This window comes from Streptomyces sp. AK02-01A, from assembly GCF_033795305.1.
Lineage (GTDB): Bacteria > Actinomycetota > Actinomycetes > Streptomycetales > Streptomycetaceae > Streptomyces.
This window is the reverse complement of sequence record NZ_JARBAE010000003.1, coordinates 187,046-213,277: the sequence shown is the minus strand read 5'-3', so window position 1 is coordinate 213,277 and position 26,232 is coordinate 187,046. Positions and strand designations below refer to the sequence as shown.

General features: G+C 70.4%; 19 protein-coding genes. 3 read left to right on the top strand and 16 right to left on the bottom strand.

The genetic code is table 11. The features are described from left to right. Positions 1 to 46: 46 nt before the first annotated feature. The 8 genes from PV679_RS05815 to PV679_RS05780 all read right to left on the bottom strand — a co-directional run bounded on the left by PV679_RS05815 (position 47) and on the right by PV679_RS05780 (position 11,510). Complete coding sequence (locus PV679_RS05815) at positions 47 to 1,315, bottom strand: ATP-binding protein (RefSeq protein WP_319678937.1); 1,269 nt, start codon at positions 1,313 to 1,315, stop codon at positions 47 to 49. Between the two features lie 126 nt (positions 1,316 to 1,441). After that, positions 1,442 to 2,584: an SGNH/GDSL hydrolase family protein gene (locus PV679_RS05810; protein ID WP_319679022.1), complete on the bottom strand. Its 1,143-nt coding sequence runs from the start codon at positions 2,582 to 2,584 to the stop codon at positions 1,442 to 1,444. A gap of 104 nt (positions 2,585 to 2,688) precedes the next feature. Continuing rightward, the gene (locus PV679_RS05805; RefSeq protein ID WP_416069659.1) at positions 2,689 to 5,118 is read right to left on the bottom strand and encodes a glycosyl hydrolase family 95 catalytic domain-containing protein; all 2,430 of its coding nucleotides are present in this window, start codon (positions 5,116 to 5,118) and stop codon (positions 2,689 to 2,691) included. Between the two features lie 82 nt (positions 5,119 to 5,200). Beyond that, complete coding sequence (locus tag PV679_RS05800) at positions 5,201 to 7,027, bottom strand: carbohydrate-binding protein (RefSeq protein WP_319678935.1); 1,827 nt, start codon at positions 7,025 to 7,027, stop codon at positions 5,201 to 5,203. A gap of 99 nt (positions 7,028 to 7,126) precedes the next feature. Further along, positions 7,127 to 8,053, bottom strand: a complete 927-nt coding sequence (locus tag PV679_RS05795; protein ID WP_416069658.1) for a carbohydrate ABC transporter permease — start codon at positions 8,051 to 8,053, stop codon at positions 7,127 to 7,129. Then, on the bottom strand, positions 8,050 to 8,991 hold the full coding sequence (locus PV679_RS05790; RefSeq protein ID WP_319678934.1) for a sugar ABC transporter permease: 942 nt from the start codon (positions 8,989 to 8,991) through the stop codon (positions 8,050 to 8,052). Before PV679_RS05790 ends, PV679_RS05795 begins: the two co-directional genes overlap by 4 nt. A 21-nt stretch (positions 8,992 to 9,012) precedes the next feature. Further along, the gene (locus tag PV679_RS05785; protein WP_319678933.1) at positions 9,013 to 10,326 is read right to left on the bottom strand and encodes an ABC transporter substrate-binding protein; all 1,314 of its coding nucleotides are present in this window, start codon (positions 10,324 to 10,326) and stop codon (positions 9,013 to 9,015) included. 8 nt (positions 10,327 to 10,334) lie between these two features. Next, the gene (locus PV679_RS05780; protein WP_319678932.1) at positions 10,335 to 11,510 is read right to left on the bottom strand and encodes an ROK family transcriptional regulator; all 1,176 of its coding nucleotides are present in this window, start codon (positions 11,508 to 11,510) and stop codon (positions 10,335 to 10,337) included. Positions 11,511 to 11,689: 179 nt separating this feature from the next. On the opposite strand from PV679_RS05780, the gene PV679_RS05775 reads away from it, so the two are divergent. Beyond that, complete coding sequence (locus PV679_RS05775; protein WP_319678931.1) at positions 11,690 to 13,831, top strand: alpha-galactosidase; 2,142 nt, start codon at positions 11,690 to 11,692, stop codon at positions 13,829 to 13,831. 90 nt (positions 13,832 to 13,921) lie between these two features. On the opposite strand, the gene PV679_RS05770 is transcribed toward PV679_RS05775, so the two are convergent. After that, entirely contained in the window at positions 13,922 to 14,791 is an 870-nt protein-coding gene (locus tag PV679_RS05770) for an aldo/keto reductase (protein ID WP_319678930.1), read from the bottom strand. Positions 14,792 to 15,101: 310 nt separating this feature from the next. Then, on the bottom strand, positions 15,102 to 16,451 hold the full coding sequence (locus tag PV679_RS05765; protein WP_319678929.1) for an FAD-dependent oxidoreductase: 1,350 nt from the start codon (positions 16,449 to 16,451) through the stop codon (positions 15,102 to 15,104). A gap of 116 nt (positions 16,452 to 16,567) precedes the next feature. Between PV679_RS05765 and PV679_RS05760 the strand changes: the two genes are divergently transcribed. After that, positions 16,568 to 18,616: an ATP-binding protein gene (locus tag PV679_RS05760; RefSeq protein ID WP_319678928.1), complete on the top strand. Its 2,049-nt coding sequence runs from the start codon at positions 16,568 to 16,570 to the stop codon at positions 18,614 to 18,616. A 174-nt stretch (positions 18,617 to 18,790) separates the two neighbouring features. Here the strand turns inward: PV679_RS05760 and PV679_RS05755 are convergent, their stop codons facing one another. Then, a complete protein-coding gene (locus PV679_RS05755; RefSeq protein WP_319678927.1) occupies positions 18,791 to 19,498 on the bottom strand; it encodes a DUF4232 domain-containing protein in 708 nt (235 codons plus the stop codon). A 162-nt stretch (positions 19,499 to 19,660) separates the two neighbouring features. On the opposite strand from PV679_RS05755, the gene PV679_RS05750 reads away from it, so the two are divergent. Then, positions 19,661 to 20,884, top strand: a complete 1,224-nt coding sequence (locus PV679_RS05750; RefSeq protein ID WP_319678926.1) for a PP2C family protein-serine/threonine phosphatase — start codon at positions 19,661 to 19,663, stop codon at positions 20,882 to 20,884. 9 nt (positions 20,885 to 20,893) lie between these two features. Here PV679_RS05750 and PV679_RS05745 read toward each other — a convergent pair whose 3' ends face one another. From PV679_RS05745 to PV679_RS05725, 5 genes are all read right to left on the bottom strand, one after another. Continuing rightward, a complete protein-coding gene (locus PV679_RS05745) occupies positions 20,894 to 22,162 on the bottom strand; it encodes a glycosyltransferase 87 family protein (protein ID WP_319678925.1) in 1,269 nt (422 codons plus the stop codon). Next, positions 22,159 to 23,586, bottom strand: a complete 1,428-nt coding sequence (mptB, locus tag PV679_RS05740; RefSeq protein ID WP_319678924.1) for a polyprenol phosphomannose-dependent alpha 1,6 mannosyltransferase MptB — start codon at positions 23,584 to 23,586, stop codon at positions 22,159 to 22,161. Before mptB ends, PV679_RS05745 begins: the two co-directional genes overlap by 4 nt. A 131-nt stretch (positions 23,587 to 23,717) precedes the next feature. Then, a complete protein-coding gene (locus tag PV679_RS05735; RefSeq protein ID WP_319678923.1) occupies positions 23,718 to 24,095 on the bottom strand; it encodes a fic family toxin-antitoxin system, toxin component in 378 nt (125 codons plus the stop codon). Next, positions 24,095 to 24,334, bottom strand: coding sequence for a hypothetical protein (locus PV679_RS05730; protein ID WP_319678922.1), 240 nt, complete (start codon positions 24,332 to 24,334; stop codon positions 24,095 to 24,097). Before PV679_RS05730 ends, PV679_RS05735 begins: the two co-directional genes overlap by 1 nt. 168 nt (positions 24,335 to 24,502) lie before the next feature. Then, on the bottom strand, positions 24,503 to 26,230 hold the full coding sequence (locus PV679_RS05725; RefSeq protein WP_319678921.1) for a ThuA domain-containing protein: 1,728 nt from the start codon (positions 26,228 to 26,230) through the stop codon (positions 24,503 to 24,505). Positions 26,231 to 26,232: the final 2 nt, after the last annotated feature.

Genomic DNA, 26,232 nt, shown 5'->3' with positions numbered 1-26,232 from the left:
TGCCCACCGGTGGCTCGCGGACGCGCCGTGCGAGGCGATCGGTCGTTCAGGTGCGGCCGTAGCGGATCGTGTGGTCGGCGAACTCCAGCGCCATGTCATTGGTGACGGTGGGCCGAGTCCGGCGGATCGTGCGGAGATAGTCCTCAGTGGTGGGCCTGTCCTGCTCACCACTGTCAAGCGTGCGCTCGAAGACGGCCTGGGCGACCGTACGGGCGGCCTGCTTGATGTCGGCGGGAGTGAACCCGTCGCTGGCGTCGGCGAGTACCGCGGTGTCGGCCTCGGCGCCGGCCTTGGCTATGTAACTCGTCCACAGGGCGTTGCGGGCCTCGTGGTCGGGCGGGCCCACGGGCAGGACGTAGTCGAAGCGGCCGTGGCGCAGAAACGCCGGGTCGAGCGCGGCGACGGCGTTGGTGGCGCAGATGAGGAGTCTGCCCCCGCGATCGCGGAACCGTACGATCGATTTCAGGAGTTCGTTGACCACGCCGACGGAGACCGGATCGGCGAGGTTACGGGTGCCCGCGACCTCTTCGACCTCGTCGATGAAGACGAGCACATGCTCCAGTTGCGCGATCTCCTCGAAGCGGCGGCTCAGTCCGTTCGCCAGGCCGTCCTCCAGCGCGATCCGGGACGGGAAGAGCTCGACGAACGGCCAGCCGAGCCGGCTGGCCACCGCCTTGGCGAAGGTGCTTTTGCCGGTGCCCGGCGGGCCGAACAACACAACGGCCTGTGGTGGTTCCACACCGTGCTGGTCCGCGAGTTCCGGTTTGGCCAGCGGCAGCACCAGGCGTCGTTCGATGAGCTGCTTCTCGTCGGCCATCCCGGTGAGCTGGTCCCAGAGTCCGGCCGCGGGCACCATCGCGCCGAGCGAGGACAGAACCGCGTTGTCCTGGGCGGTCACGGACCGTGCCTTCTCGAAATACGTGAGTCCCCGGTGCGGGTGGAAGCCGGAGTTGCCGAGCGCGGTGGCACCCGGCTCGTCCTCGTGCTGCACCGCGGCCATCGTCTTGGCCCCGGCGCTCTGCAGGCGGTGTTCCAGCGCGGAGAGCAGCGCGGTGCCCAGACCGAGATTGCGCCAGGCCGGATGCAGTCCGATACGGAGCACCCAGGCCCGGTCGCCGTCGACCCGGCCGACCGCCGCGCCCACCAGATGACCGTCCGCGATCGCGACGACGCAGGGATGCTGCGCCTGGAGCGCGGCGACGACCTCGGAGAGGCGGAAGACGGCGGGCCGGTCGCTGGTGGTGCTCTCGGTGTCCAGTCGCACCACCGCTTCCAGATCGTCCGGGGCGAAATCACGTACGTGCCACACGGCCATGGCCCAGCCTCACGTTGCTTACCTGGCGCTTCCATCATGGGGCAGGCTCAGCCGGGTCGCCTGTTCAGGTGACAGCGCCGGCCCGGGACACCCGCCGTACGCGGCGGACGTCCCGGGCCGGACCGCTCAGCCGGCGTCGTCGCAGCGCAGAGCGGCCAGATCGACCGAATCGGCCATCGCCTGCATGCCCTTGTCGTTGGGATGCACATGGTCGCCGCCGTCGAAGACGGGCAGCATCCGCTCCTGGTCGTACGGGCTGCGTACGACCTTGTCGAAGTCGGTGACGGCGTCGAACTCACCGCTGTCGCGGATGAAGTCGTTCACACCCCGGCGCACGGCCTCACCTTCGGCGTCCCATTCTGACCAGCCCTTGTACGGCATCACGGTCGCGCCGACCACACACTTCCCCGCCGCGTGCGCCCGGTCGACGATCTCCCGGTAGCCGGCGATCAGATCGTCCACCGTGACACCGGTGTGCGCCTTGATGTCGTTGATGCCCTCGAACAGGAACACCGTACGGACCCCGGGCTGGGAGAGCACATCGCGCTGGAGGCGGTTCAGCGCGCTCTGCCCGGCACCGTCCGCCAGCACCTTGTTGCCCGAGATCCCTTCGTTGGCGATCCCCTTGACGCCGGTCCCGCTCGCGCTCTGGAGACGCCGCGAGAGATAGTCGGGCCACCGGCGGTTCTTGTCGGTGCTGGACTGCCAGCCGTCGGTGATGGAGTCGCCCAGGGTGACCACGGCGCCCGTGCCGGCCGGTGTCTCCACGCTGACCGCGTCGAGGTAGTACCAGGAGCTGGTCCGGTCGGTCCAGCTCGCGGCTCCTTCCTCGGCCGCGTGGTCGCCGGCGGTCGCGTAGGACGTCTGCATGGCCATGCCGTGGCCGGTCGTCGGGCCGGCCGAGTCGGCCACATGGAAGCTGACGACCAGATCGCTCTGGGCCGCCAGCCGTCCGGACAGCGGATCGCTCGTCACGGCAACGCCCGGCGCGACCGTGACGGACCGCGCACCGCCGAAGGTCAGCGGACGGTTGCTGCCGCGGACGAGCTCCGCGCCCTCCTTCCGCTGTCCGGCGTAGACACTGTCGAAGGTCACCGGGTGGTCACCGAACGCGTTGGTCAGCCGGATGCGGGCATGGGCGCCGCCGACACTGGTGCGGACGACCATCCGGTAGCTGCGGTCGGTGGGTCCCTCGCCCTGCCGGTCGGCGCTCGCGCCCCAGGTGACCACCTGGTGTGTGCCTGGCCGCGTCGTCGTCGGCCCGGGCATCGGCGCCTGTGCCCGCACCGTCGTGGCCGGCGCGCACAGCGTGATCAGCAGCGCGCCGGCCACACCGGCCGCTCCGCCACCGGAGCACCACCGGCGGAGCCTGCTCACGCGAGGTCCCGCAGAGTGACCGAGCCGCCCGGCTTGAGGCTGACCTTCCGGGTGGTTCCTCCGAAGGACACCGTGGTGGTGCGGCCGCCGACGCTGCGCAGCCGCGCCTCGGTGACCTTTCCGGCCCGCCAGCTCAGATCGACGACGAATCCGCCGCGTACTCCGACACCGGCGATCGCACCGGCGCGTGCCCAGGCCTCGGGCAGCGCGGGCAGCAGCTCGACATGGCCCGGCCGGGAGTAGACGAGCATCTCGACCATCGCCGCCGCGGTGCCGAAGTTGGACTCGATCTGGAAGATCCCGCGGCCCTTCTCGACCTCGTAGATGTCGAAGAGGTTCATCGCGGATCCGTTGGTGCCGCCGACGGACGGCCGCAGGTTCCGTACGACGAGTTCGTACGCCTTGTCCGCGTTCTTCAGCCGGGCCCAGCACAGGCTCCGCCAGGCGTTCGCCCAGCCGAAGCTGTCCATGCCACGCGCGGTCAGCAGCGCGGTGGCGCCGTCGACGATCTCCTTCGGAGTGGATGCGTCGGGGCGGACGCGGTCGCCGGGAAAGAGCCCGATCAGCGGCGAGAGATGGCGGTGCGTGGTCTCGCCGAGGTTGTCGGGCGACATCCACTCCTCCAGCCAGCCCGACACCGGGCTCACGCGGGGAAGGTACAGGCGCTCCCGCAGCGCGTCCACGGTCCTGCCATGGGCGGTGTCCTTGCCCAGCACCGTGCACGCCGTGCGGTAGTTGGCGAAGAGCGCCCAGACCAGTTCCTGCGCGTAGGTCATCCCCTTCGCGTCCTGCGGGCCGTGCTCCGGCGACCAGTCGCTGTCGTCGATGAGCACCTCGCGGGACGCGCCGGTCGCCGGATCGGTCACGGTCGTGGTGATCAGCCGTGCCTCCCAGAACTCGACGGCTCCCTTGAGCAGCGGCTGGATCCTGGCGAGATACGCCTTGTCCTGGGTGTACTCGTAGTGCTCGAAGAGGGTGTTGGCCAGCCAGGCGTTGCCGGCCGGGTGCCACCACCAGCCGCTGCCGCCATGGACATTGGTGGAGAACGCGACGGCCCAGCCCGCCACCTTGCCGGTGGAGTTCCGGAAGCGGTTGCGCGGGTCCTGGAAGAGGTCACGGGTGAGCTTGGTCCAGGAGGGAAACTGCGCCAGGCAGTAGTCGGCGTAGGCGTCGAAGCTGCCGGAGAGACCCGCCCGGTCGGCCATCCAGTAGTTCATCTGGATGTTGATGTCGGTGTGGTAGTCGCCCATCCAGTCCGGGTCGTTGCCGTCCAGCCACAGCCCCTGAAGGTTGAGAGGAAGGCTGTCCCGGGATCCGGCGATCATCAGATAGCGGCCGAACTGGAGGTACGCGGCTTCGAGTTCGGGGTCGGCCTCGCCGTCCGTGTAGCGCGCCTGGAGCCGCTCCCAGGTGTCGAGACCACGCTGGTACGAGGACGATTCGCCGAGGGTGAGATCGAGCTGTTCGTAGAGTTTCCTGTGATCGGCCACATGCGTGTGCAGCAGTGAGGTGGCGGAGTGGCGGGCGGCGGCCTGGACCTTGGTCCTGGCGAGCCGCTGCGGGTCGAGGGCGGGATCGCGGTAGCCGGCGGCCTCGTCGGGCGCGTAGTTGGTGCCGCCGCTGACGACGACCGTGAGTTCCCGGCAGCCGCTGAAGGAGATGGCGGAGCCGTCGACTCTCACCGTGCCGGTGGAGCTGTACGCGGTCACCGCGGCGCCGTAGCGCAGCCCGCCGTCCGGGAAGGCGGCGCCGAACGAGGCGTAGCCGTGCCGGGGATCCGCCGCGGTGGTCTCGTTGTGCGTGCCGTCCAGCGAGACGGTACCGGTGTAACGTCCGCCGCCCCGCTGGGAGAAGTGCAGGACGATGGCGTCGTCGGGATGGCTGGCGAAGATCTGCCGCTCGTAGGTGACACCAGCGACGCGGTACGAGGAGCTGACCACTCCCTGGCTGATGTCGAGGTCACGGCGGTAGCCGGAGACCGCCGACAGGTCGTGGTCCGGGATCTCGACGGTGAGGCGCGCGAGCAGGGTGAAGGAGCCGAAGTTCTCCCGGGCGTAGGGGAACTGGCCGTCCGCGTCGAGTTCGCCGTTGAGCCCGCCGGTCCACATGGTGGCGTCGGTGATCAGGAGCAGTTCGCGTGCGGGGTCATTGCTGGTGAGCGCGCCGAGGCGGCCGTTGCCCACCGGCAGGCCCTGCTCGATCATCGTGGTGTCGCCGGCCGGCGCCTGGTACCAGAAGCGGGTCGTCGAGGATTCGGACAGCATCGGAGAGGCGGCCGGCCGTCGCGGCGGCGCGGAGGCGGCGAAGGCGGGCAGCCCGCCGAGCGCGGTGAAGGTGCCCGTCGCGGCGGCGAGGGAGAGTACGTCCCGCCGGCTCGGCCGGCGGGCGGATGAGGCGGTGTGCTGGTCGTCCACGGAGCACTCCATTCCGGAGGGCCGGTGCGGGGCTCGGGACTTCAGGGCCCCGCACCGGTGTTCAGGAGGGTTCGGAAGAGATTCTGAGAACGGATCAGAGCTTCGGCACGGCGATCCGGTCGATGTCCGGTGCGTAGTCGTCACCGCTGTCGACGGTGATGGTGTTGGCACCCGCCTTGAGCGTCACGGGCACACCGACGGTCTCGACGGTCCCCCAGTCGGCGGTGGCCGGGAACCTGAGCGCGGTGGGCCCACCGCCGTTGGCGGAGAGCTTCGCCGGGCGCGCGTCACCGCTGATGTACGACACGTCGATCACATACCGGCCGGCCTTCTTCACCACGATGTCGTTGAACTGGACCTTGCCGCCCTGGTAGAGGTTGCCGGCCTTCTTGCCGCCCGAGCACGCGCCGCAGTCGCTCACCGAGGCGTTGCCGCTGAGCGTGTTGGCCGGGGACTCCGCCTCGTACGCCGTCCGCTGGAAGGCGGTGCCGCGCGGGGTGACGGTGAACAGGCGCGAGCCGTGGGCCGGCAGGGCCTGCGTCACCTTGTCCTTGTAGGTGCCGAGGTCTTCCTTGTTCCAGAGGTCGCGGACCGTGGCCTGGCCGGTGAAGCCGAGGGACTGCCAGTCGGCGGTCACGGCGGCGGGCCCGTCGGCCAGGTTGAACAGGGCCACGGTGTAGGTGCCGTCGGTGTTCTTCGTCGTCCAGACCTGCTGGTCGCCGGCGGCGGTCACCGGACGGGCCGGCGGCGCGCTGCCCTGGTTGATCGCGAGGACATCGCGGTTGGTCAGCAGCGAGACGCCGTAGTCGTCGAGGCGGGTGAGGTCGTCACCGGTGTAGAGAGGCGACTTGGCGATGGCCCACAGCGTCATATAGCTCTGCCGCTCGGCCTTGGTGAGGCCGTCCATCTCGCCGTTGCCGACATCGATGGAGTCGAGGTCGTTCCAGCCGCCGGGGCCGGCGTGCCGGGTCCACTTGGGCGTGTCGTCCCACCGGTCGTCGACCGAGTTCTCCCACGACACGAGTGTGTTGCAGTAGCACTCGACGTCGGTGTCGATCCGCCAGCCGTTGGAGTACTTCTTCCAGTCCTCGGCGTGGCCGATGTCGAGCGACCAGGAGATTTCGAGGTGGATCGGGCGGCCCGCGGTGGCGATGGCCTGCTGCCAGGCGGCGACGTCGGCGACATTGTCGTAATTATCACCGCCCTTGCCCGAGCCCGGCCCGACGCCGTCCAGCTTGAGGAAGTCGTAGCCCCAGTCGGCGAACATCCGCGCCTGCGAGTCGACGTACTTCTGCGCGCAGGGACGGGAGAAGTCGAGCTTGTAGGCGCTGTCCCAGCCGTTGGTGGTGCGCAGGTCGGGATGGACGATGTCGGCGGTGGTGCACTCCGGCGCGTCGAAGACCGGGACCTTGCCCTCGCCGTACGCCTCCTTCTCCAGACCGACCGGCAGATAGATACCGGCCTTGAGACCCTTGGCATGGATGTCGTCCGCGACCGGCTTCATCCCGCGCGGAAACCGGCCGGGGTCGGGTGCCTGCCGGGCGTACGCGTCGAACTCCGGCTTCCACGCCAGGTCACGCCACCAGCCGGCGTCTATGTTGACGTATTCGTAGCCGTACTTCTTGAGTCTGGACGCCAGCGCGGCGGTCTGCTTGAGCACGTTCTTCTCGGTCAGATAGCTGTAGTCGCCGTCCGGGTTGAGGCCCGGATACTTCGAGGACTGCATGCTCCAGCTCGTCCAGCCCATGTACGGCTTCGAGGCGGGACCGGCCGGGGCCGGCGCCTCGGTGACAGTGGGCGCGGCGGCGGGCGCGGCGGCGGCCGTGGGAGCGGCCGCCATCGCGGTGGGCACGGCCGTGGTGAGACCGGCGGCGAGGGCGAGGACAAGAACGGCTCTGAGGGGGTGCGAGGGTGACCGCATGGGTCGGGACCTCCTGTTGTCGGAGCATGGACGTGCACGGGGTGTTGCGGTGGTGCGAGGGGACGGCGGTACGGACCTGACAGCCGTACGGCCGCCGGTTCAGCCCTTGCCGGAACCGATGGTCAAGCCGCTGATGAACTGGCGCTGGAGCGCGAAGTACACCAGCAGCGTCGGGATCGCGGTCATGAGCGCGCCGGCCGCGATGAGATTGGGGTTGGTGAAGTACTGGCCCTGGAGGTTGGCCAGCGCCGAGGTGATCGGGCGTTTGTCACCGGTCTCGATCAGCGCGAGCGACCAGAAGAAGTCGTTGTAGATCCAGATCGATTCGAGGGTCGCGAGCGCCGCGAAGGCGGGCCGGCACAGCGGGAGCACGATCTGGAAGAACTGCCGCCACACGGGAGCGCCGTCGACCAGCGCCGCCTCGGAGATCTCCTTCGGGATCGTCCTCATGTAGTTGCTGAGTACGAAGGTGCAGAAACCGCACTGGTAGGCGATGTGGATGGCGATGATGCCCCACATCGAGTTGTAGAGCAGAAACGAGTCGCTCATCCAGCCCGGCAGCGGAATCAGCAGGTAGAGCCGGTACAGCGGCGTGATGAGCACCTGGGCCGGCAGCAGATTGCCCGCGGTGAACAGCATCAGCAGCACGACGTTCCAGCGGAAGTCGAAGCGCGATACGAAGAAGGCGACGGCGGCGGAGAAGAGCAGGGTGCCGAGGACGGCCGGAATCGTGATGAGGACGGAGTTCCAGAAGAAGTGCGGCATCCCGGATCCGGTCCAGGCGTCCGAGAAGTTCTCCAGGCTGAGGCCGCGCGGCCACGAGAGATAGCCGTTTCTGCTGGTGTCCGAGTACGGCCGCAGCGAGGTGTAGACCGCCCAGAGCAGCGGGACGAGCCAGAGCAGGGCGATACCGCCGAGGAGTATGTGCCGGCCGGCCTGGCTCTTCGGGCGTGAGGGGCCGCCGCCGGCGGGCGGTACGCGACGGATGCGTGAGCCGGCGGCCGGCGGTGTGACGGTCGCGGTCACTGGTCCTCCTTGCGGAAGGTCTGGACGAGGAAGGTCCCGATGGCGGCCAGCGAGACGACGAGGAGGACGACCGCGAGGGCGGAGCCGTAACCGATGTGGCTGGTCTCGCCGATGATGTTGTCGGTGATCAGGAGCGAGAGGAGTTCCATGCCGGGTTTGCTGCCGACGCCGCCGCCGAGCACATAGACGATGTCGAACGCCCGCAGCGACTCCATGACGGTCACGACGAGGATGATGATGTTGACCGGCTTGAGCGCGGGGAAGACCACGCGCAGGAAGGTCTGGCGTCCGTTGGCGCCGTCGAGTGCCGCCGCCTCCTTGAGCGCGGGGTCGAAGCCCTTCAGGCCGGCCAGGTAGAGGATCATGATGTAGCCGGTGTGCCGCCAGGCCGAAGCGACCAGCACGGCCCAGAGGTTGAGGTCCGGATCGCCCAGCCAGTCGATGTGGTGACCGGGCGCCATCGCGTTCAGGGCTCCGTTGAGAAGCCCGTTGTCGGGGTTGTAGATGATCTCCCAGATGAAGCCGACGACCGCGAGCGAGAGCACCATGGGCAGGAAGATCGCGGTCTGGTAGATCCTGGTGAAGCGGATCTTCCGGTCGAGCTGGTAGGCGAGGAAGATACCGAACGGTGTCGGCAGCAGCGCCGTGAAGAGCAGCCACACCACGTTGTGCCGCACGGCCGGCCAGAACGGCGGGTAGTTGGTGAGGATCTCGTGGTAGTTGTCCAGTCCGGTCCAGTGGATGTCGGACAGATAGATGCCGTCCCAGCTCGTGAAGGACAGCCCGACGGAGGCCAGCGCCGGCAGCCAGACGAAGACCAGCAGGGCGAGGAGCGGAATCCCGACGATGACCGTGAGGAAGAGGCGGTCACCACGGCCGAGCCGCCGGGGGCGCGGGACGCGCGACGTGGAGGGCGCTGCGGAGCGCACGGAGGACATGGTGAACCTTCCCGGTCCTGATCAGGCCGTGAAGAAGCGTGAGCGCTGGGACTCGATCTTCTTCAGCAGGGCCGAGCCGTCGTCGGGATGGCCCAGCCACTGGGTCAGTCCCGGCAGCACGACCGTGGAGATGAAGCCCGGGTCGCTGTCGCGGTCGCCGAACTGGGTGATGTGCTTGGCCGACGCGATGAGTTCGGCGGACTTCTTCTGCAGGGCGTTGTAGGAGCTGGTGTCCGCCTGCGCGTTGACCGCCACATTGCTCGGGTCGACACCCATGTACAGGTTCTCGGCCTTCGCGCCGGCGAGGAACTCCAGCAGCCGGTTGGCGCCGTCCGGGTTCTTCGGCCGGCGGCTGAGCATGAAGCCGTCGGTGGGCGCCTCGACGGTGTCCTGGCCCTGGGCCGGGTCGATCTCCGGGAACGGGAAGAAGTCGATGTCGTCACGGAGCGCGTCGTCGGTGATCTGCTGGCCGAGAAAGAGGCCGATGACCGCCATCCCGGACTTCTTGTCGAGCAGTGACTGCGCCGCGTCCTGCCAGGAGCGGCCGCCCGCGCCCTGCTGGTAGTACGGGCTCAGCTCGCGCCAGAGGTCGAGTGTCGCGGTGGTACGCCGGTCGGTCCAGGAGACCTCGCCGCGCATCAGCGACATGTGGAAGTCGTAGCCGTTGGCGCGGAGGTTCAGATAGTCGAAGGCGCCGAGGATGGACCAACTGTCGCCGCCGCCGTACCCGGAGGCGATCGGTGACAGGCCGTCCTTCTTCATCCGCTTGGCCAGCGCGGTGAACTCGCTCCAGGTACGCGGCGTCTGGTAGCCGCGCTCCTTGAACAGGCTCTTGCGGTAGAAGACCGCCCACGGATAGTTGTACAGCGGGACGAAGTAGTACTTCCCGTCCTCGCCGCGGGAGAGCTGCTTGGCCGCCTCGCTGAAGCCGGAGCCTATTTTCTCCCACACGTCGTCGACGGGGTGGGCCAGGCCCTTCTTGGCGAAGTACTGCATGCGGTAGCCGGCGAACCAGGTGAAGACGTCGTCCGGCGTGCCCTGGAGGTAGTTGGAGATGCTCTTCTGGAAGGTGTCGTGGTCCACGGTGTTGGTCTTCACCTTGAGACCGGTGTCCGCGGTGAAGCCCTTGGTCACCGCGGCGTAGGCGGCCTTGGGTGTGGCGTCGGCGCCGTTCGACCCGAAGGTCACCGTCTTCGGATCGCCGGACGGTCCTCCGCCGCACGCGGAGAGTGCGGGTGCGGCCAGCGCGGCGGCGCCGAATCCGAACAGTCCGTTGACGACCTTTCTGCGGCTGGGTCCGCCCGCGGGCGGGAAGGTGCGGCTCTGCGGCGTCATCGCTACTCCTAATACGTGTCGGTTCCGATGAACGACTGGATCGAGGTGGCCGCGGCCCCGCGCGCCCATTCCTCGAAGGGCAGCGGACGTGTCATCACGTCGCACTGCGCGGCGGTACCGAAGGCGGAGGCGGCGAACGCGTCGCGGATCTGCTCGGCGAACAGGTCGTACGCCGCCAGGCCCTCGCCGGAGATGATCACCCGCTGCGGTCCCAGGACATTGACCACCGCACCGATGGCACGGCCGATCGCCTCCCCGGCCCGCGCGTACGCCTCCTTGGCGCCGGGATCGCCCCGGTGCGCGAGCTCCAGAGCACCCGCGGAGTCGGTGACCGGCAGGCCGGTCACCTCCCGGACCCGGCGGACGATCGCCGAGTCGCCGGCGATCGCCTCCACACAGCCGGTGTTGCCGCAGTGGCACGGCGGCCCCAGCGGATCGATGGGCAGATGCCCGATCTCACCGGCCACACCGTGCGCGCCGGAGACCACCCGGCCGTGGACCACCAGACCGCAGCCGATGCCGGCGCCCACGGTCACCAGGGCGAAGTCGGACAGGCCCACCCCGGCCCCGAACCACTGCTCGGCGACGGTCAGCGCGCGTACGTCGTTGTCGACCGTGACCGGCAACCCGGTGACCGTCGCGGCCAGTTCGGCGAGCGGGACATCGCGCCAGTCCAGGAACGGCGAGTAACGCACCACTCCGGCCGCGCGGTCCACATCACCGGAGACGGCGAGGCCGAGTCCGCGGACCTGGACGCCGAAGCCGTCCGCCTCCGTGAGCAGCTCCTGCACCAGGCCGGTGATCGAGGCGAGTACGGGCCCGGGACGGCGGTCCTTCAGCGGCAGATGGCGTGCCACCCGGACGCGGCAGCAGAGATCGGTCAGGACGGCGATGATCTCGTCGCCGGTCACCTTGACCCCGATGAACAGGGCCCGGCCGCCGTCGACCCGTACGAGATTGGCGGGACGGCCGAGGGCCGGACGCGCGTCCTCGGCCACGCCTTCGATCAGGTATCCGGCCTCCATCAGTGGGCGTACGGCCTTGGTGACCGCGGCCGAGGAGAGCACGGTCCGCCGGGCTATCTCCAGCCGGGTGAGCGGGCCGTGGGACAGCACGGTGGTGAAGACCAGGGAAGCGGCCGGTGTGGGAGCCGGGACAGCTTCGGCACGAGGGGTCGAGCGCATGGCCGAAACGTAGGGGGTGTTCTTTTCCGCTGTCAATGAAAGAAGCAGAGTCCTTTCGAAGTGCCAACTCGATGGAGCCAAAGCTTGCAAATAAGCGATACCGCACGGGTATTGACAGGTGATCGAAGGAAGGGTTGGCTGCCGACTGCTCCCGTGGCGCTACCCGAACGTGAGGATCAATGCCTGTGATCTCCTTCGCTCCGGACTCCGGGGTCTGGCTGCTCTCCACTCCACGCACGTCGTACGCGCTACGGATCGACGAGACGGGAGCGCCCTGCCATCTCGCCTGGGGTCCTCGGCTGACGCTCGCGGAGGCCGAGGAGTTCGCCACTCCGCCGGTCCCGGCGGACAGCAGTTTCGAAGGAAGACCTCCGAGCGGGGAGGAGCTGCCCGTCGACGGCGGAACCCGCTACGGACCTCCCTCGCTCCAGGTGCGGTTCGCCGACGGCACCCGGGCCTTCGAGTGGGAGACCACCGGTCATCGCGTGCTGGAACCGGCGCCGGGAGAGAGCGAGCTGGTCCTGGAATTCCGTGACCGCCACTACCCTCTGGCCGTCTCACTCCACTACCGCGTCCATGACCACTGCGATGTCATCGAACGCTGGACCGTCCTGCGCAACACCGGTGCCGAGACCGTGGTCCTCCAGCGCGCCGACTCCGCGGCCTGGACGCTTCCGCCGAGGGACGACTACCGGCTCAGCCATGTGACGGGTCAGTGGGCCGCGGAGTCCCAACTGCACCGGGAGCGGCTGGCGTTCGGCGAGACGGTCCTCACCAGCCGGCGGGGCGTCACCAGCCATCACACGAATCCATGGGTGATGCTGGACGCGGGCGACGCGACCGAGGACCACGGCCAGGTGTGGAGTGCGGCCCTGGCCTGGAGCGGGAGCTGGCGCGTCACGGTGCAGCGCACCCCCGACGGCCGCGCGGGCCTGACCGGCGGAGCCGGACACGAGGGAACGGCCCTGCCACTCGCGCCGGGCGAGGAGTTCACCGCCCCGCGCTTCGCCGGTCTTCACACCGACGGCGGCTTCGGAGCCGCGAGCCGTGCCTGGCACGCCCATGTGCTGGCCCATGTGCTGCCGCACCCGGACGAGCTGCGGCCGGTGCTCTACAACTCGTGGGAGGCGACCGGCTTCGATGTCGACGAGCCGGGCCAGAGGGCTCTCGCGGGACGAGCGGCGGCGCTCGGCGTGGAGCTGTACGTCATGGACGACGGCTGGTTCGGCGCGCGCCGCAGCGACCGGGCCGGCCTCGGCGACTGGACGCCGTCCCCGGACCGCTTTCCCGACGGCCTCACCCCGCTCGTGCGCGAGGTGCACCGGCTCGGCATGCGCTTCGGTCTGTGGGTGGAGCCGGAGATGGTCAATCCGGACAGCGATCTGTACCGGCTGCATCCGGACTGGGTGCTGCATTTCCCGCACCGTGCCCGCACCGAGCTGCGCCATCAGCTCGTCCTCAACTTCGCCCGGCGTGAGGTCGCGGACTGGGCGTACGACTGGCTGACCGCGCTGGTGGCCGACCACGGCATCGATTTCCTGAAGTGGGACATGAACCGCGCGTTCAGCGAAGCCGGCTGGCCGGACCGGACGGACGGCTCGGACCGGCTGTGGACGGAGTACACGCGCAATCTCTACGCGGTCATCGACCGGCTGCGCGCCGACCATCCCGGGCTGCGGATCGAGACATGCAGCGGCGGTGGCGGCCGGGTGGATCTGGGCATCCTGTCCCGCACCGACCAGGCGTGGGCCTCGGACAACACCGACGCGGCGGACCGTATCTCCATCCAGCACGGCTACGGCCAGATCTATCCGGCGCGGACCATGGCGGCCTGGGTGACCGACGTCCCCAACCAGTTCACCGCCCGGTCGGTGCCGCTGCGCTTCCGGTTCCATGTCGCGATGGCCGGGGTGCTGGGCATCGGCGGCGACCTCGGCCGCTGGTCGGACGGCGAACTCGCGGAGGGCGCGGCCCTGGTGGCCGAGTACAAGCGGGTGCGCCATCTCGTACAGCACGGTGTCCTGCACCGGCCGCGCGGTCCGGTCGACGACGGTCCGACCGCGGTGCAGTACACCGCGCCGGACCGGAGCGAGGCCCTGCTGCTGGTCTGGCGACGCGCGCCCCATCGCGGACGCCCGCGGCTCCCGGTCAGACTGGCCGGCCTCGACCCCGCCGCCCGCTACCGCGACGCCAGGACCGGGAAGGTCCATCACGCGAAGGTGCTGACCGGGTACGGGCTGCTGCCCGAGCTGCCGCCCGGCGACTGGTCGAGCGCGGCGGTGCACCTGGTCCGGGAGCCGGAGAGGAGAACAGCACCGTAGGCGCCGGTACGGAGGCACATACAAGAAGGCGCGGTGTGCCTCTTCCGGGCCTTATCGGCGCGGGAAGAGGCGACACCGCTCCGGCGTCCGTCAGCCGGCCGCGTGGGAGAGCGTCTCGAACTCCTCGTCGGTCAGTTCGATGGTCGCGCCCTCCACGTTCTCCTCCAGATGGGCCACCGAGGAGGTGCCGGGGATCGGGATCATCACCGGCGACCGCCGCAGCAGCCAGGCCAGCGCGAGCTGCGACGGTGCCACGCCCCGGTCGGCGGCGATCTTCGACAGCACGCTTCCCTCGGCGACGAGCGCTCCGGTCGCCAGCGGGAACCACGGAATGAACGCCTTGTCGTTGGCCTCCGCGTAATCCAGTACGTCCTCGGAGGCACGGTCGGCGAGGTTGAAGCGGTTCTGCACCGACACGATATGGGCGGTCTTCTCGGCCTCCGCCATCTCGGCGACGGAGACCTCGCTCAGTCCGATGTGCCGGATCTTGCCTTCGCTCCGCAGCGCCGCCAGCTCGCCGAGCTGCTCCGCGAGCGGCACCTTCGGGTCGATGCGGTGGAGCTGGAGCAGGTCGATCCGTTCCAGGCCGAGATGGCGCAGGCTCAGCTCGACCTGCTGACGCAGATACTCGGGGCGCCCGACCGGCACCCAGGCGTCGGGCCCGGTACGCGCGAAGCCGGCCTTGGTGGCGATCACCAGGTCGTCCGGGTACGGGTGGAGCGCCTTCTTCACCAGGAGTTCGGCGACGAAGGGGCCGTACGAGTCGGCGGTGTCGATGAAGTTGATCCCCAGCTCGATGGCTCGGCGCAGGACCCGTACGGCTTCCTCCGGATCCTTCGGGTCTCCCCAGACGCCGGGACCGGTGAGCTGCATGGTTCCGTAGCCGAGCCGGGTGACGGGCAGGTCGCCGCCGAGGAGGAAGGTGCCTGCCGCGCGGGCGGGCTGCTGGGTAACGGTCATGATCGGGCTCCTAAGTGAACTGCACGTTCAGTTTACGGAGTGGAGAACACGAGGCCGCGGCTGGATGTTCCCCGCGCCTGGTGACGGCTTTCCCGGGCGCACCGGGAGGCTCGGGACCGGCCGAGCGCCGCCGTCGAGGAACCGAACCGCGCGGCCGACGGCGGGCGCGTACGGCCTCGTGTCCGGCCTCGCGCGTCCTCATGGCCGCTCACCGTCGGCGGCCATGGCTTCATGCCCGTTCGAGTGTATCGGCTCGGTGTGACGTACTCCACGTGAAGCGATCCCGCCGCCTTTCGCCGCGACGGCCTTCCTACCGTCCGGCGGGCGAGTCCGTCGGCGCCGCCGCCATGACCCGCTGGACGAAGGCCGGATCCATCAGGGCCTCAGGACCTTCCAGAAGACTGATCAGTCGTACGACGACCCGTCCGACCTCAGGGTCCCGGGACGCGGCGGCGTGCACCTGGGCCATGAAGGCATGGACCTGTTCAAGCTGTTCGGTACGGGGGCCCTCGACCTCGGGATAGCGCAGGTCGCCGCCGACCACCACGTCCCACAGGGCGTCGCTGATGCGGGCGGCCTGCTCGAAGAACCGGGGCGCCAGCTTCGCGGTCCCGTCGCGCAGGCAGTCGCGCAACAGGACCGCTTCCAGCGCCGCGACCGTCATGCCCTGGGCGTAGACGGGGTTGAAGCTGCACATCGCGTCACCGACGACGAGGTAGCCCTCGGGAAACCGCTCCAGCCGCTCGTAGTGATGGCGCGTGCCGGCGGGAAACCTGAAGGCGACGGCCTCACCGATCGGCTCGGCGTCGCGGATCACCTCGTGGATGTCGGGTACCGCCAGGCGTGCGGCGAAGTCCCTGAAGCCTTCGAGGTCGAGAGGCGGCTCCTCGTCCAGATAGCCGTGCACGGTGACCAGCCAGCGGTCGTTCTCCTGCGCGAGCATGACGCCGCCGCGCCGGATGTCGTCGGTGACCGCGACGATGACACCCAGGTCGCCGTCGACGTCTTCCGGCCGGCGGCGGAAGTGACGCGTGGCGTAGCGCAGTCCGATCCGTACGCTGTCCCGCTCCGGTACCGGGTAGCCGAGCTCCGCGAGCCAGACCGGTCCCCGGGCGCCACGGCCGGTGGCGTCCACGACCAGATCGGCGGAGACGGACCGCTCCTCGCTTCCGGGCTCTCCGGACACGACACGCAGCCCGGTCACCCGCTCGCCGTCCTGGCCGGCGATCAGACCGACCGCCTCGCAGCCGTCGGTGAACCGGATGTTGTCCATGGCACGCAGCCGGTCCCGGACCAGGCTCTCCAGCAGCGGGCGGCTGCCGAGCAGGGCGTCCAGACCGATCGGCGCCTGCCGCAGCAGCAGCCCCTCGTTGTACCAGCGGGTCTGGCCCTGCAGATCGGCACGCAGTCCGCCGCGAGCGGTCATCTCGTCCGAGAAGCCGGGAAACAGCTCCTCCAGGACCTCGATGCCACGCGCCAGCAGCGAGTGTCCGTGCCGGCCCTGCGACACACCGCGCCGGTGCCCGGCGGACGGCGGGAGGATGTCCCGTTCGATCACCGTGACCAGGCCGTACCGGTCGGCCAGGACACGGGCCGCGAGCAGACCGGCCATACCGGCCCCGAGGACGACGGCGTGCTGCTGCCCGGACTGTGACTGCATGGTGTTTCTCCTGATGTTCCGGAAGCGAAAGTGCTGCCGCAGATCCTGCGGCCGGCGACTGCTCACTTCCCAGACCACTCGCTGTCCACGGCTGCTCACCTGGGTAAAGTCGCCGCATGCGCCACGACGACCAGTTGCCCGCTCCCCGGCTCGCCGAACGGCTGCGATCGGCCCGGGAGGAGACGTTCGTCGGCCGCCGCGCGGAGCTGGAATCGTTCCGCGAGGCACTGGCCGCGAGCGCGGGAAGCTGGGCCGTGCTGTACGCGCACGGTGCCGGCGGGATCGGCAAGTCGGCGCTGCTGCGACGTTTCGCCGACCAGGCGCGGGCCGCCGGACGCCCGGTGTACGAGATCGACGGGCACACCGTGGATCCGGACCCGGCGGCGTTCGAATCCGAGGCGGCCGGCGCGCTCACCGATGAGCGTCCGGTGCTCCTGGTCGACGGTTTCGACCGGTGCCAGGGACTCGAAGCATGGCTGCGGGAACGATTTCTCCCTCGTCTGCCCGGAGACGCGCTGGTCGTCGTCGCGAGCCGCCGGCCGCCGGATCCGGAATGGACCTCGGACCCCGGCTGGGCGGGCGTGCTGCGGGTCACCGCGCTGGGCCGCCTGGAGCCGCGCGACGCGACCGCTCTGCTATGCGTCCTCGGAGTGGGCCCGGCCCTGCACGAATCCGTACTCGGATACGCGGACGGGCACCCGCTGGCGCTGTGCCTGGCCGCCGAGGTCGCGCTGCGGGACCGGGCCTGGGCGGCGCCCTCGCACGATCTGATCGCGGCCCTGCTCAGCCGGCTGGTCGGCGAGCTGCCCTCGGCCGTTCACCGGCACGCCCTGGAGGTGTGCGCGCACGCCCGCACCACCACCGAGGACCTGCTGAGGGCCGCTCTGCCCGGCGAAGACACGGGAAGCCTGTTCGCGTGGCTGCGCGCCCAGCCGTATGTCGGGACCGGGCGCCATGGCGTGTTCCCGCACGAGGTCGTACGGGACGCGCTCGACGCCGATCTGCGCTGGCGGGATCCACGTGGCTACGAATCCATGCACCGGCGCATGCGGGTCCATCTGCTGGAGCGGGCCCGGGCCGCGTCCGGGCGCGCACTGCTGCCGGCCGTCGAAGCCGTCAAATACCTGCACCGCAGCGGCAATGTCACGCCTGCCTTCTTCACCTTCAGCGGCGACGGCGAGGTGTCCGAGGACATCTTCCGGCCGGAGGACCGTCCGGATCTTCTGGCGCTGGCGGCGCGGGCCGAGGGCGAGGAGTCGGCGGCCCTCGTGGACTTCTGGCTCGACCGCCGGCCCCAGGACTTCCGGGTCCACCGCCGATCCGACTCCGGCCGGCCGGCCGCCTTCATGGCCTGGCTGCGGCTCACCGCGCCGGACGAGGCGGAGCTCGCGGCCGACCCGGTGGTGGCGGCCGTGTGGAAGCACTGCCGCGGCGCGGGTCCACTGCGCGGCGGTGAGCACCTCGCTGTCGCCCGCTTCATGGTGGATCCGGCCGCCTACCAGCGGCCGTCGGCCGTCATGGATCTGATGCTCCACCGGATCGTCGCCGAGTTCCTGCACCAGGAACGGCTCGCCTGGACCTATGTCACCTGGACCCGGGCGACGTTCTGGGAGCCGCTCATGACGTACTCGGACCACCATCCGGTAGCGGATCCGCCCGTCGCCGGCGGCTCTCCGCGAGCCCTCTACGCCCACGACTGGCGGGTCATGCCGCTGGCCGACTGGCTGGACTTCACCGGCGCCGAGGAACTCTTCGGCCCGCCCGCCGGATCCGGCGCCGAGGAGCGCCCGGCTCCGTTCGAGGTGCTCTCCCGGCCCGGCTTCGACGCGGCGGTGCGCGACGCGCTGCGTATGTGGCGGCGACCCGACGCTCTGGCGGCGAACCCGCTGATCCGCGGCAGGCTGATCGCGCACAGTGATCCCACCGACCCGGCCGGCCCGGCCGAGACGCTGCGAGAGGTGCTGACGGACGCCGTGGACGCCCTGCGTGACGATCCTCACCGGGCCGTCCTCCACCGGGTCGTGGCGGTCACCTATTTCCACGGCACGCCGACCCAGGAGGCGGCCGCCGCGCAGCTCGGTATGGCCTTCAGCACCTACCGCCGGCGCCTCGGCCGGGCTCTGGAGCACATCAGTGACCGGCTGTGGGTCTTGGAGACGGGCTGACGCGGACGGCCGAACCGAAGGCGTCCCGTGGCGCGGAAGAGCCGCCGCACTCGCCCGCACCAGGAGGGCGGAACCGTCGCGCGGGCCCGTGACGTTCTTGACGTTCCCGTGACGTTCTTGACGTTCTCCGGGCGGCGCCACCGGAAGCGGCGCCTCCGCCGTGGTGTGTTCTCCTCAGCCCGGCCGCATCGCCGTCACGGTGAAGGTGTCACCGCAGACGACGGGTGCGGAGGCACGCAGGGTCAGTGCGTCCTTGGAGCCGGGCGGATAGATCTTGAGCAGGCTGGGCGCGGGCCGGCAGGCCGAGCCCTTGATGCCTTTGTTCAGGGTGTGCAGCGTGGCGTGCGCGCCGGCGCCCGGGGCCAGCTTCACCGCCTTGAGCTGCCGGCCCTCGCGGGTGGCCGGCTCGCCGATCGTGGCGCCGTCGCCCGCGAGCAGCGAGACACCGGGGAAGCCCAGCAGTGTGCAGGTGCCCGGCCCCTTGTTGGTGAGCCGCAGGTCGTAGCGGATATTTCCGGCGCCCGCGTCCGGAGCGCCGAGGCTCAGGCCCAGCCGGTCCGCCGTACACCGAGGTGACGCGGAGGACACCGGCCGTCCGCCGTCGGACCCGGACGAGGGATCCGACTTCACCGGGGCCGCCGAGGACGGCGCGCCGGGCGTACCGCTATTCCCGTCACCGCCGGTCGCGGAGGAGGAGCCGGCGAGAGAGGAACTCCCGGGACCGGGCACGGCGGAGCCGCCGCTTCCGCACGCGGCGGTGGCGGCGAGCAGGGCCACCGCGGCGGCCATGGTGGCCGCGCGCCGTGTCCTGCGCGCCTTCAAGGACCGTGTCCCGTCCGCGCCGCGGGCCGACATCCTGGAGGTCCGGCAGATATCGGACATGTGTTCCACCCACCCATCCGCATTGGTCGTATGCCCGTCGTACGTATACCCGGAAGGGCATTGATCCCTCCTGGCTCCGCAGAAGGAGCCGGGCCCGGTCTCCGGTCCGGCCGGGCGGAACGCGACGGGCGGTGTGAGACTGCCGTTGAGGAGGTGACCACCATGGGGAAAGAGTCACCTGAAGCCCACCTCGGATCCGGCCCCGGCCCCGGGCCCGGCGAATGCCTCCTCGAAGGATTCCTCGCCGAGGCACACGCGGCGGCGCCGATGGACCTTCCGGCGCTGGTGAACCGGTGCGCCACCGCGATCGGCACCGAGCACGTCGTGGTCTGTCTCGTCGACCTCCAGCAGCGCCATCTGGTCCCGCTCACCGACGGGCAGCCCATCCTCGGCGTGGACTCCTCCACCGCGGGTCTGGCCTACCGTGCCCTCGCGCTGCGTATCGAGGAGTCCGGGGACGGACGGCTCATCGCCTGGCTGCCCATGGTCGACGGAGCCGAGCGGCTCGGCGTCATCGGCGTGCGGACGACATCACTCGACGCCACCCGGCTGCGGCGCTGCCGCATGCTCGCCTCCGTCCTCGCCATGGCGATCACGTCCAAACGCTCGTACAGCGACAGCTTCGCGCGGCTCACCCGCACCGAACTGATGGAGCTGCCCGCGGAGATGCTCCGGGCCTTTCTGCCGCCGCGGACCGTCGGCAACGCCCGGGCCCTCTCGACCGCGGTGCTGGAACCGGCGTACAAGATCGGCGGCGACGCCTTCGACCACTCGCTGACCCAGTCGACGCTGCATGCCGAGATCTTCGACGCCATGGGCCACGACCTGGCCTCGGGGCTGACCATCGCGGTCGTCACGGCGGGATGCCGTAACGCCCGCCGCTCCGGCGCCGACCTGCCCGAGCTCGTCGGCACGATCGACCGTGCGCTCGCGCAGTGGCTGCCCGACAAGTACTGCACCGGTGTCGTCACTCAGCTCGACGTGGCCGACGGCACCTTCCGTTGGTGCAATTGCGGACATCCGCCACCGCTGCTCATCCGTGACCAGCGCGTGCTCGACAAGGCGCTGGAGCGTCCGGCACAGCCGCCGATGGGTCTGCCGGCACTGCTCTCCGACACGCCTCGCGAGGCGTACGAGGCCGAGCTGCGCCCCGGTGACCGGGTGCTGCTCTACACGGACGGCGTGACCGAGGCGCGTATGGAGGGCGGCGCGGAGTTCGGGCTCGGACGTTTCACCGACACCATCATCCGGGCGACCGCGGCCGGTGAACCGGCTCCCGAGGCACTGCGCCTGCTGATCCACTCGCTTCTCGACCGCCAGAGCGACCGGCTGCGCGACGACGCCACGATGCTGCTCGTCGAGTGGCGGCCGCCCTGTACGGAATGACGCGAGCGGTCACGGCTCGGCGTCGGCGGCCACCTGTTCACGGCCGCCGCCGACGACACGGGCCGCGCGGGTGGTACGGACCGGGGCGGTGTCCTCGGACAGTCGCCGGGAGCGCGGTCCCGGTCGGACGACCAGCAGCCCGAGAGTGATCCAGACATAGGTGTTCGCGCCGAGGAAGGCGTCCGGACCGGTCGAGTCCCAGCGCCACAGCCAGACGACACTGCTGCACAGGACGACATACAGCGCGGCGCAGACCGCCAGCAGCACCCGGCGGTCCCGGTCACCATGTCGACGGCTCAGAGAGGTGTCCGTCAGTACGACGAGAGCCGGGATCACCCAGACCAGATGGTGAACCCAGGTCACGGGGCTGACCAGGCAGGCGGCGAGGCCGGTGAGCGCGAACCCGGCCCGGTCGTCGCCGTCGCGGACGGCCGCGCGGGTCCGGTACGCCCAGACCGCGAGGACGGCGAGAACACACACCAGCCATACCGCGCCGCCCGGATGGTCCGGCCGCAGCCGGGCCAGGACTCCTTGCAGTGACTGGTTGGAGACATAGCTGAGCGATCCGACCCGGTCGGTGTTCCACAGCGCCTCGGTCCAGAAGGCCCGGGAGGCTCCGGGGTCGACCAGTGCGGCGAGCAGTGTGGCGGCGCCGGCCGTGCCGGCCGCGAGACCGGCCTGCCGGCGGCGGCCGGTGATCAGCAGATAGCCGATGAAGAGCGCGGGCGTGAGCTTGATCGCGGTCGCCAGGCCGATGCCGATGCCCGCGTACCGGCCGCGGCCGGTCGCCAGCAGCCGCGCGTCGGCGAAGACCAGCGCGACGAGCAGCAGGTTGACCTGTCCGAAGCTGAAGGTGTCACGGACCGGTTCGAACAGCGCGAACAGACAGCCGGCCACGACGAAGGCGAACCACCGGTGCCGGGCCTCGCGTTCGATGACCGGACTCGCCAGCCAGCGCAGCAGCAGCGCCGACGCCACAACGCCCAGTCCGACGCTGATCCCGACGGCCACGGGCCAGGAGACGAGCGCCATCGGCAGCATGGACACCGCGGCGAAGGGCGGATAGGTGAAGCCGTACTGGGTGCCGGGGCTGAGGTAGTCGTAGATCCGCCCGTCGTGGTGGACCCAGTCGTTGACCGTGCCGTAGTAGACGCCGACGTCGAAGAAGTCCCGGTGCAGCGGGACGGTCGCGAGGAACACCGCGGTGGCCACGACCAGGCACACGGCCGCGGTCGTCCGGCGCGCGGGCGTGGCGACGGCGCGTCGCGGCCACCTCATGACGCGGTCCGCGGCCGGGCGGCGACGGCGCTCGGATCCGACATCTCGAACATCCACCACAGCGCGAGCAGCGCGAGCGCGCCGCCGCCCACCGCCAGCGTGAGCTGCATGCCGTCCGGCGGCGATCCGCTGGGCAGCAGGCCCAGCGCGAGTATCCCGCTGCCGGCCGCCGCCCAGCGCCGTACGCGACCGTCTGGCGCGGCGGCGGCGATCAGGAACAGTCCCCACAGCGCGTACCACGGCCGGAACGCCGGGCCGAGCGCGAAGACCGCCAGCAGACTCAGCGCCAGCGCGTAGACGGGTCCCAGGCGCACCCGTCTCAGCCAGAGCACCGCCACGGCCACGGCGGTGGCCGCGAGGCCGAACCACCGCCACACCGGTACGGCCAGGTCGGCCAGGCCGCTGCCCACGCTCTCCAGCAGCGCTCCGCTGAGCCGGCCGAGACCGCTGGTCAGCGACCAGTTGTCGGGCGAGACGGGGGTGGAGAGCGTACCGAGCCAGCCGTAGCCCGTGCCGGTGGCGGCCGTCACCAGTGCCGTGGTGGCCAGAGCGACGGCCCAGGTCAGCGCGGCGGCTCTGACCGTACGGGCCCGGCCGGTGAAGCGGGCCGACCAGAGTCCGGCCACCGCCAGCAGGCCCAGCGCGGCGGGCGCCTTCACCAGCGCGGCCAGCGCCACGAGGACCGCGGCCCTGGCCGGCCAGCCGCCGAGGGCCGCCACGAGCCCGGCCCCGAGCAGCCCGAGCATCAGTGCGTCGTTGTGGGCTCCCGCGACGAGATGGAGCAGCACCAGCGGGTTGAGCGCGCCGAGCCAGAGAGCGGCGGACGGTTCGACACCGCAGCGGCGGGCGAGCCTGGGCAGAAAGGCGATCATCAGTCCGACACCGAGCAGGGCGACGAGCCGCATGCCGAGAATTCCGGTGGGCGTGTCGATACGGGCCAGATAGGCGGCCTTCGAGGCGAGCGCGAGGAAGACCGGGCCGTACGGCGCCGGAGTGTGCCGCCAGACGGGCGCCACCTCGGTCGCGAGAGGGCCGCCGAGGTGCGAGGGACCGTACGCGTACACGTCGATCCGCGCGTCGACCATGGCTCCCTGCGCCAGATAGCTGTACACGTCCCGGCTGAACAGCGGCGGTCCGAGCAGCAGCGGCGCCGCCCATGTCCCGAGGGTCAGCAGGAGTTCCCGCGGAGCCGGCGGGCGCGGGCCGCGCACCGCGCGGCCCAGCCACCACCAGGCCGCGACGAGCAGGACGAGGCCGAAGTACGCGCAGACCACGCCCAGTGCGGCCCGCCCCGACGAGGGCAGGAGTGCCTCCCGCACCGGCAGTGCGCCCGCGGTCAGCCCGCCGCCCATGAGAGCGACGGATCCCACGAGCCCCAGTACTCGGCACCGGTCCGGGTTCACATCAGCGTTCAGGGCGAGCATCTGTGGAGGTTCGCAGGAGGTGGTGGCCGGGAGGCGACCACCGGCCCACGGTCCGGTGGCATGAGCGTAGCCACCGTCTTACGGAGAGCGGTTCCGGCAGCCTCGCGCGGCCTCTTTCCGCGCGGGGCAGGTCAGGTGACGGTGGGCCAGGTGCGCAGCAGCGCGGCGACCGCGGCGGCCGTGCAGGCCGGGTCCAGCAGCAGATCGCGGAGCGCGACGGCCTCGTCCCTGCCGGGCTTGACCGAGACGCCGGACGCTTCCAGATACATCACGCCGGTGGCGGCGGCGACGGAGAGATTGGACCGCTCCAGCCACCGGCAGCGTCCGAGAGTGTGCACGAGCGCCGCGGCGCGGGCGTACGGGCCCCGGTAGACGGGTTCACCGAGAATCTCGGCCTGGTGCCGGGCACAGGCCGCGACGGGAACCCCGTAGTCGTCGGGCGCGGGATCCTGGGCGCCGGCGAGCTGGGCCACCTCAAGGATCCACGCGACATCGATATGCGTCTCCATTACGCGGCGCGCACTCCCGGAGCGGACCGCTGCGCGTCCTCCGCCTCGTCGAAGACCGACCCGTGCTCCTCCAGGAACCGGGCGGCGGCGGCGAGTGAGCGCCGGCGGATGCCGTCGGCGTCCTCACGTACGAGCTGCGCCAGATAGTCACCGAGCGACATCCCGCGGTCCGCCGCTCTGCTCCGGGCGAGTTTCGCCACGTCTTCGTCCACTCGGGCACCGAGCTGTTCTTTGGCCATGACCGAGAGGGTAACACGTGTTACCAGTCGGCCGGACCGGGAGCTCCGTCGCCGGACGACACGGCGGAGGCGGGCCCCGGCGCTTCCCGGGACCCGCCCCTTTCACGAGCGGCCGATCCGATGTCCGAGGCGCCGGCGCGCGGTTCGCGCGCCGGCGTCTGGGACCGGCTACCTCCCCAGCGTGAAGGTGTCGATGTCGAACAGCGAGCCCGCACCGCCGGTGAAGGTGAGGAACACCGGTCCGGTCGGTGTGCCCGTCAAGGGCGTGGAGACGGTCTGGAAGGTTTCCCAGCCTCCCGTGTTGCTGACGCCGACCGAGCCGATCACCGGTCCGGTGGCCGAGCCGGAGCGCACCTGGATGGTGCCGCCGGCCCCGGCCGACGAGACCTTGGCGCTGAAGGTCCTGGCTCCCGCGAGCTGCGCCTGGGAGTATCCGGCCCAGTCGCCGTTCTCGATGTAGCCGAGGGTCCTGCCGCCGCTGGCCGGTCCGTGGTCGGCGGGCTGGACACCCTGGGACGAGGTGTAGGACTCGCCCTCGTAGGTCGACGACTGCGGTGGGGTGGTGCCGCCCAGTTCCTTGATCCGGATGTTGCGGAAGGACACGTCGTCACCGGTGCCGTGGTTCTGGATGCCGATGTATCCCTGCGCGAGCGACCGGACCGGGTCGGTGTTCGTGAAGTCGTTGATCTTCACACCGTTGAGGAAGACCTGGAGCCGCTCCCCCTCCACCCGGATCTCGTAGCCGTTCCACTGCCCCGGCGGATTGAGCGCGCCGTCCCGCGCGGCGATGTCGGCCGACTTGAAGCCGTAGACGGAGCCCGTGGTCTTGTCCGCCGTGTCCGTGGCGTCGATCTGGATCTCATAGCCCTGGTTGACCGCGGAGTTGGGATCGTCGGAGGACGGGAAGCCCACGAAGACACCGGAGTTGTCGTCTCCCGGCATCCGCCAGTCCAGCTTCAGCGAGTACGAGGCGTACTCCTTCGTCCGGTACCAGTAGAGGCCCATACCGCCCTGCGAGGTCAGGGTGGCGTCGGTGTTGGTGAAGCTGCCGGGGCCCGCCTGCGACCAGCCGGTGGTCGAGCCGTTGTAGAGACTGGTGTAGCCGGTCTCCGCGCGGCAGTCGGCCTTGGCGAAGCCCGCCGCGTACCGGATGCCGCCGAGCAGCAGCGTACGGAACGCGGGGTCGGCGTAGGACTCCTGAGTGTGGCCGAGTCCGGTGTAGAACGCGCGGCCGTTGCCCTGCGGGTGGCACCAGGTGATCGGGTGGTCGCCGCTCATCTCCCCGCCGCTGTAGCTGCCTTCGTCGAGGCTCTGCAGCACTCGAACGTTGGCCCGGGGGTTGGTGCGGTAGTTGTACCACTCGTCGGTACGGGACCAGGTCTGGCCGAGATGCGAGGTGGCCGCGTTGGCCCGGTCCTCGGTCCGCACCGTGGCCTGCTGGATCGCCGGGTGGCTCTTGAACCAGGCACCCGCGATCTGTTCGTACTGCGGCCAGTCGTACTCGGTGTCGGCCGCCGCGTGTACGCCGAAGTAGCCGCCGCCGCCGTCGAGGTACGACTGGAGGGCCGACTGCTGGGTGGCGTTGAGGACGTCGCCGGTGGTGCTCAGGAACACCACCGCCTTGAACTGCGCCAGATTGGCTGTGGTGAAGGCGGTGCTGTCCTCGGTGGCCGTGACCGTGAAGTTGTTGGCCGCGCCCAGGTCACGGATGGTCTGAGTGCCGACCGGGATGGAGTCGTGCCGGAAGCCCGCCGTCTTGGAGAAGACGAGCACCTTGTAGGCGGGATCCGCCGCCCGCGCGCTCTCGGCCGGCGCCAGGAACGCGCCGGCGAGGGCGAGCGTGACGACCACGGCCGAGGCCGCGGCCTTCGGGATCCGCCGTAGCTGATGAAGCATCA

Coding starts and splice junctions, on each gene's coding strand:
- PV679_RS05810 (WP_319679022.1), bottom strand. CDS start 2,584: ATGCCCGGGCCGACGACGACGCGGCCAGGCACACACCAGGTGGTCACC.
- PV679_RS05785 (WP_319678933.1), bottom strand. CDS start 10,326: ATGACGCCGCAGAGCCGCACCTTCCCGCCCGCGGGCGGACCCAGCCGC.
- PV679_RS05790 (WP_319678934.1), bottom strand. CDS start 8,991: ATGTCCTCCGTGCGCTCCGCAGCGCCCTCCACGTCGCGCGTCCCGCGC.
- PV679_RS05730 (WP_319678922.1), bottom strand. CDS start 24,334: ATGGCCAAAGAACAGCTCGGTGCCCGAGTGGACGAAGACGTGGCGAAA.
- PV679_RS05805 (WP_416069659.1), bottom strand. CDS start 5,118: ATGGAGTGCTCCGTGGACGACCAGCACACCGCCTCATCCGCCCGCCGG.
- PV679_RS05815 (WP_319678937.1), bottom strand. CDS start 1,315: ATGGCCGTGTGGCACGTACGTGATTTCGCCCCGGACGATCTGGAAGCG.
- PV679_RS05750 (WP_319678926.1), top strand. CDS start 19,661: ATGGGGAAAGAGTCACCTGAAGCCCACCTCGGATCCGGCCCCGGCCCC.
- PV679_RS05770 (WP_319678930.1), bottom strand. CDS start 14,791: ATGACCGTTACCCAGCAGCCCGCCCGCGCGGCAGGCACCTTCCTCCTC.
- PV679_RS05745 (WP_319678925.1), bottom strand. CDS start 22,162: ATGAGGTGGCCGCGACGCGCCGTCGCCACGCCCGCGCGCCGGACGACC.
- PV679_RS05725 (WP_319678921.1), bottom strand. CDS start 26,230: ATGCTTCATCAGCTACGGCGGATCCCGAAGGCCGCGGCCTCGGCCGTG.
- mptB (WP_319678924.1), bottom strand. CDS start 23,586: ATGCTCGCCCTGAACGCTGATGTGAACCCGGACCGGTGCCGAGTACTG.
- PV679_RS05775 (WP_319678931.1), top strand. CDS start 11,690: ATGCCTGTGATCTCCTTCGCTCCGGACTCCGGGGTCTGGCTGCTCTCC.
- PV679_RS05755 (WP_319678927.1), bottom strand. CDS start 19,498: ATGTCCGATATCTGCCGGACCTCCAGGATGTCGGCCCGCGGCGCGGAC.
- PV679_RS05735 (WP_319678923.1), bottom strand. CDS start 24,095: ATGGAGACGCATATCGATGTCGCGTGGATCCTTGAGGTGGCCCAGCTC.
- PV679_RS05780 (WP_319678932.1), bottom strand. CDS start 11,510: ATGCGCTCGACCCCTCGTGCCGAAGCTGTCCCGGCTCCCACACCGGCC.
- PV679_RS05760 (WP_319678928.1), top strand. CDS start 16,568: ATGCGCCACGACGACCAGTTGCCCGCTCCCCGGCTCGCCGAACGGCTG.
- PV679_RS05800 (WP_319678935.1), bottom strand. CDS start 7,027: ATGCGGTCACCCTCGCACCCCCTCAGAGCCGTTCTTGTCCTCGCCCTC.
- PV679_RS05765 (WP_319678929.1), bottom strand. CDS start 16,451: ATGCAGTCACAGTCCGGGCAGCAGCACGCCGTCGTCCTCGGGGCCGGT.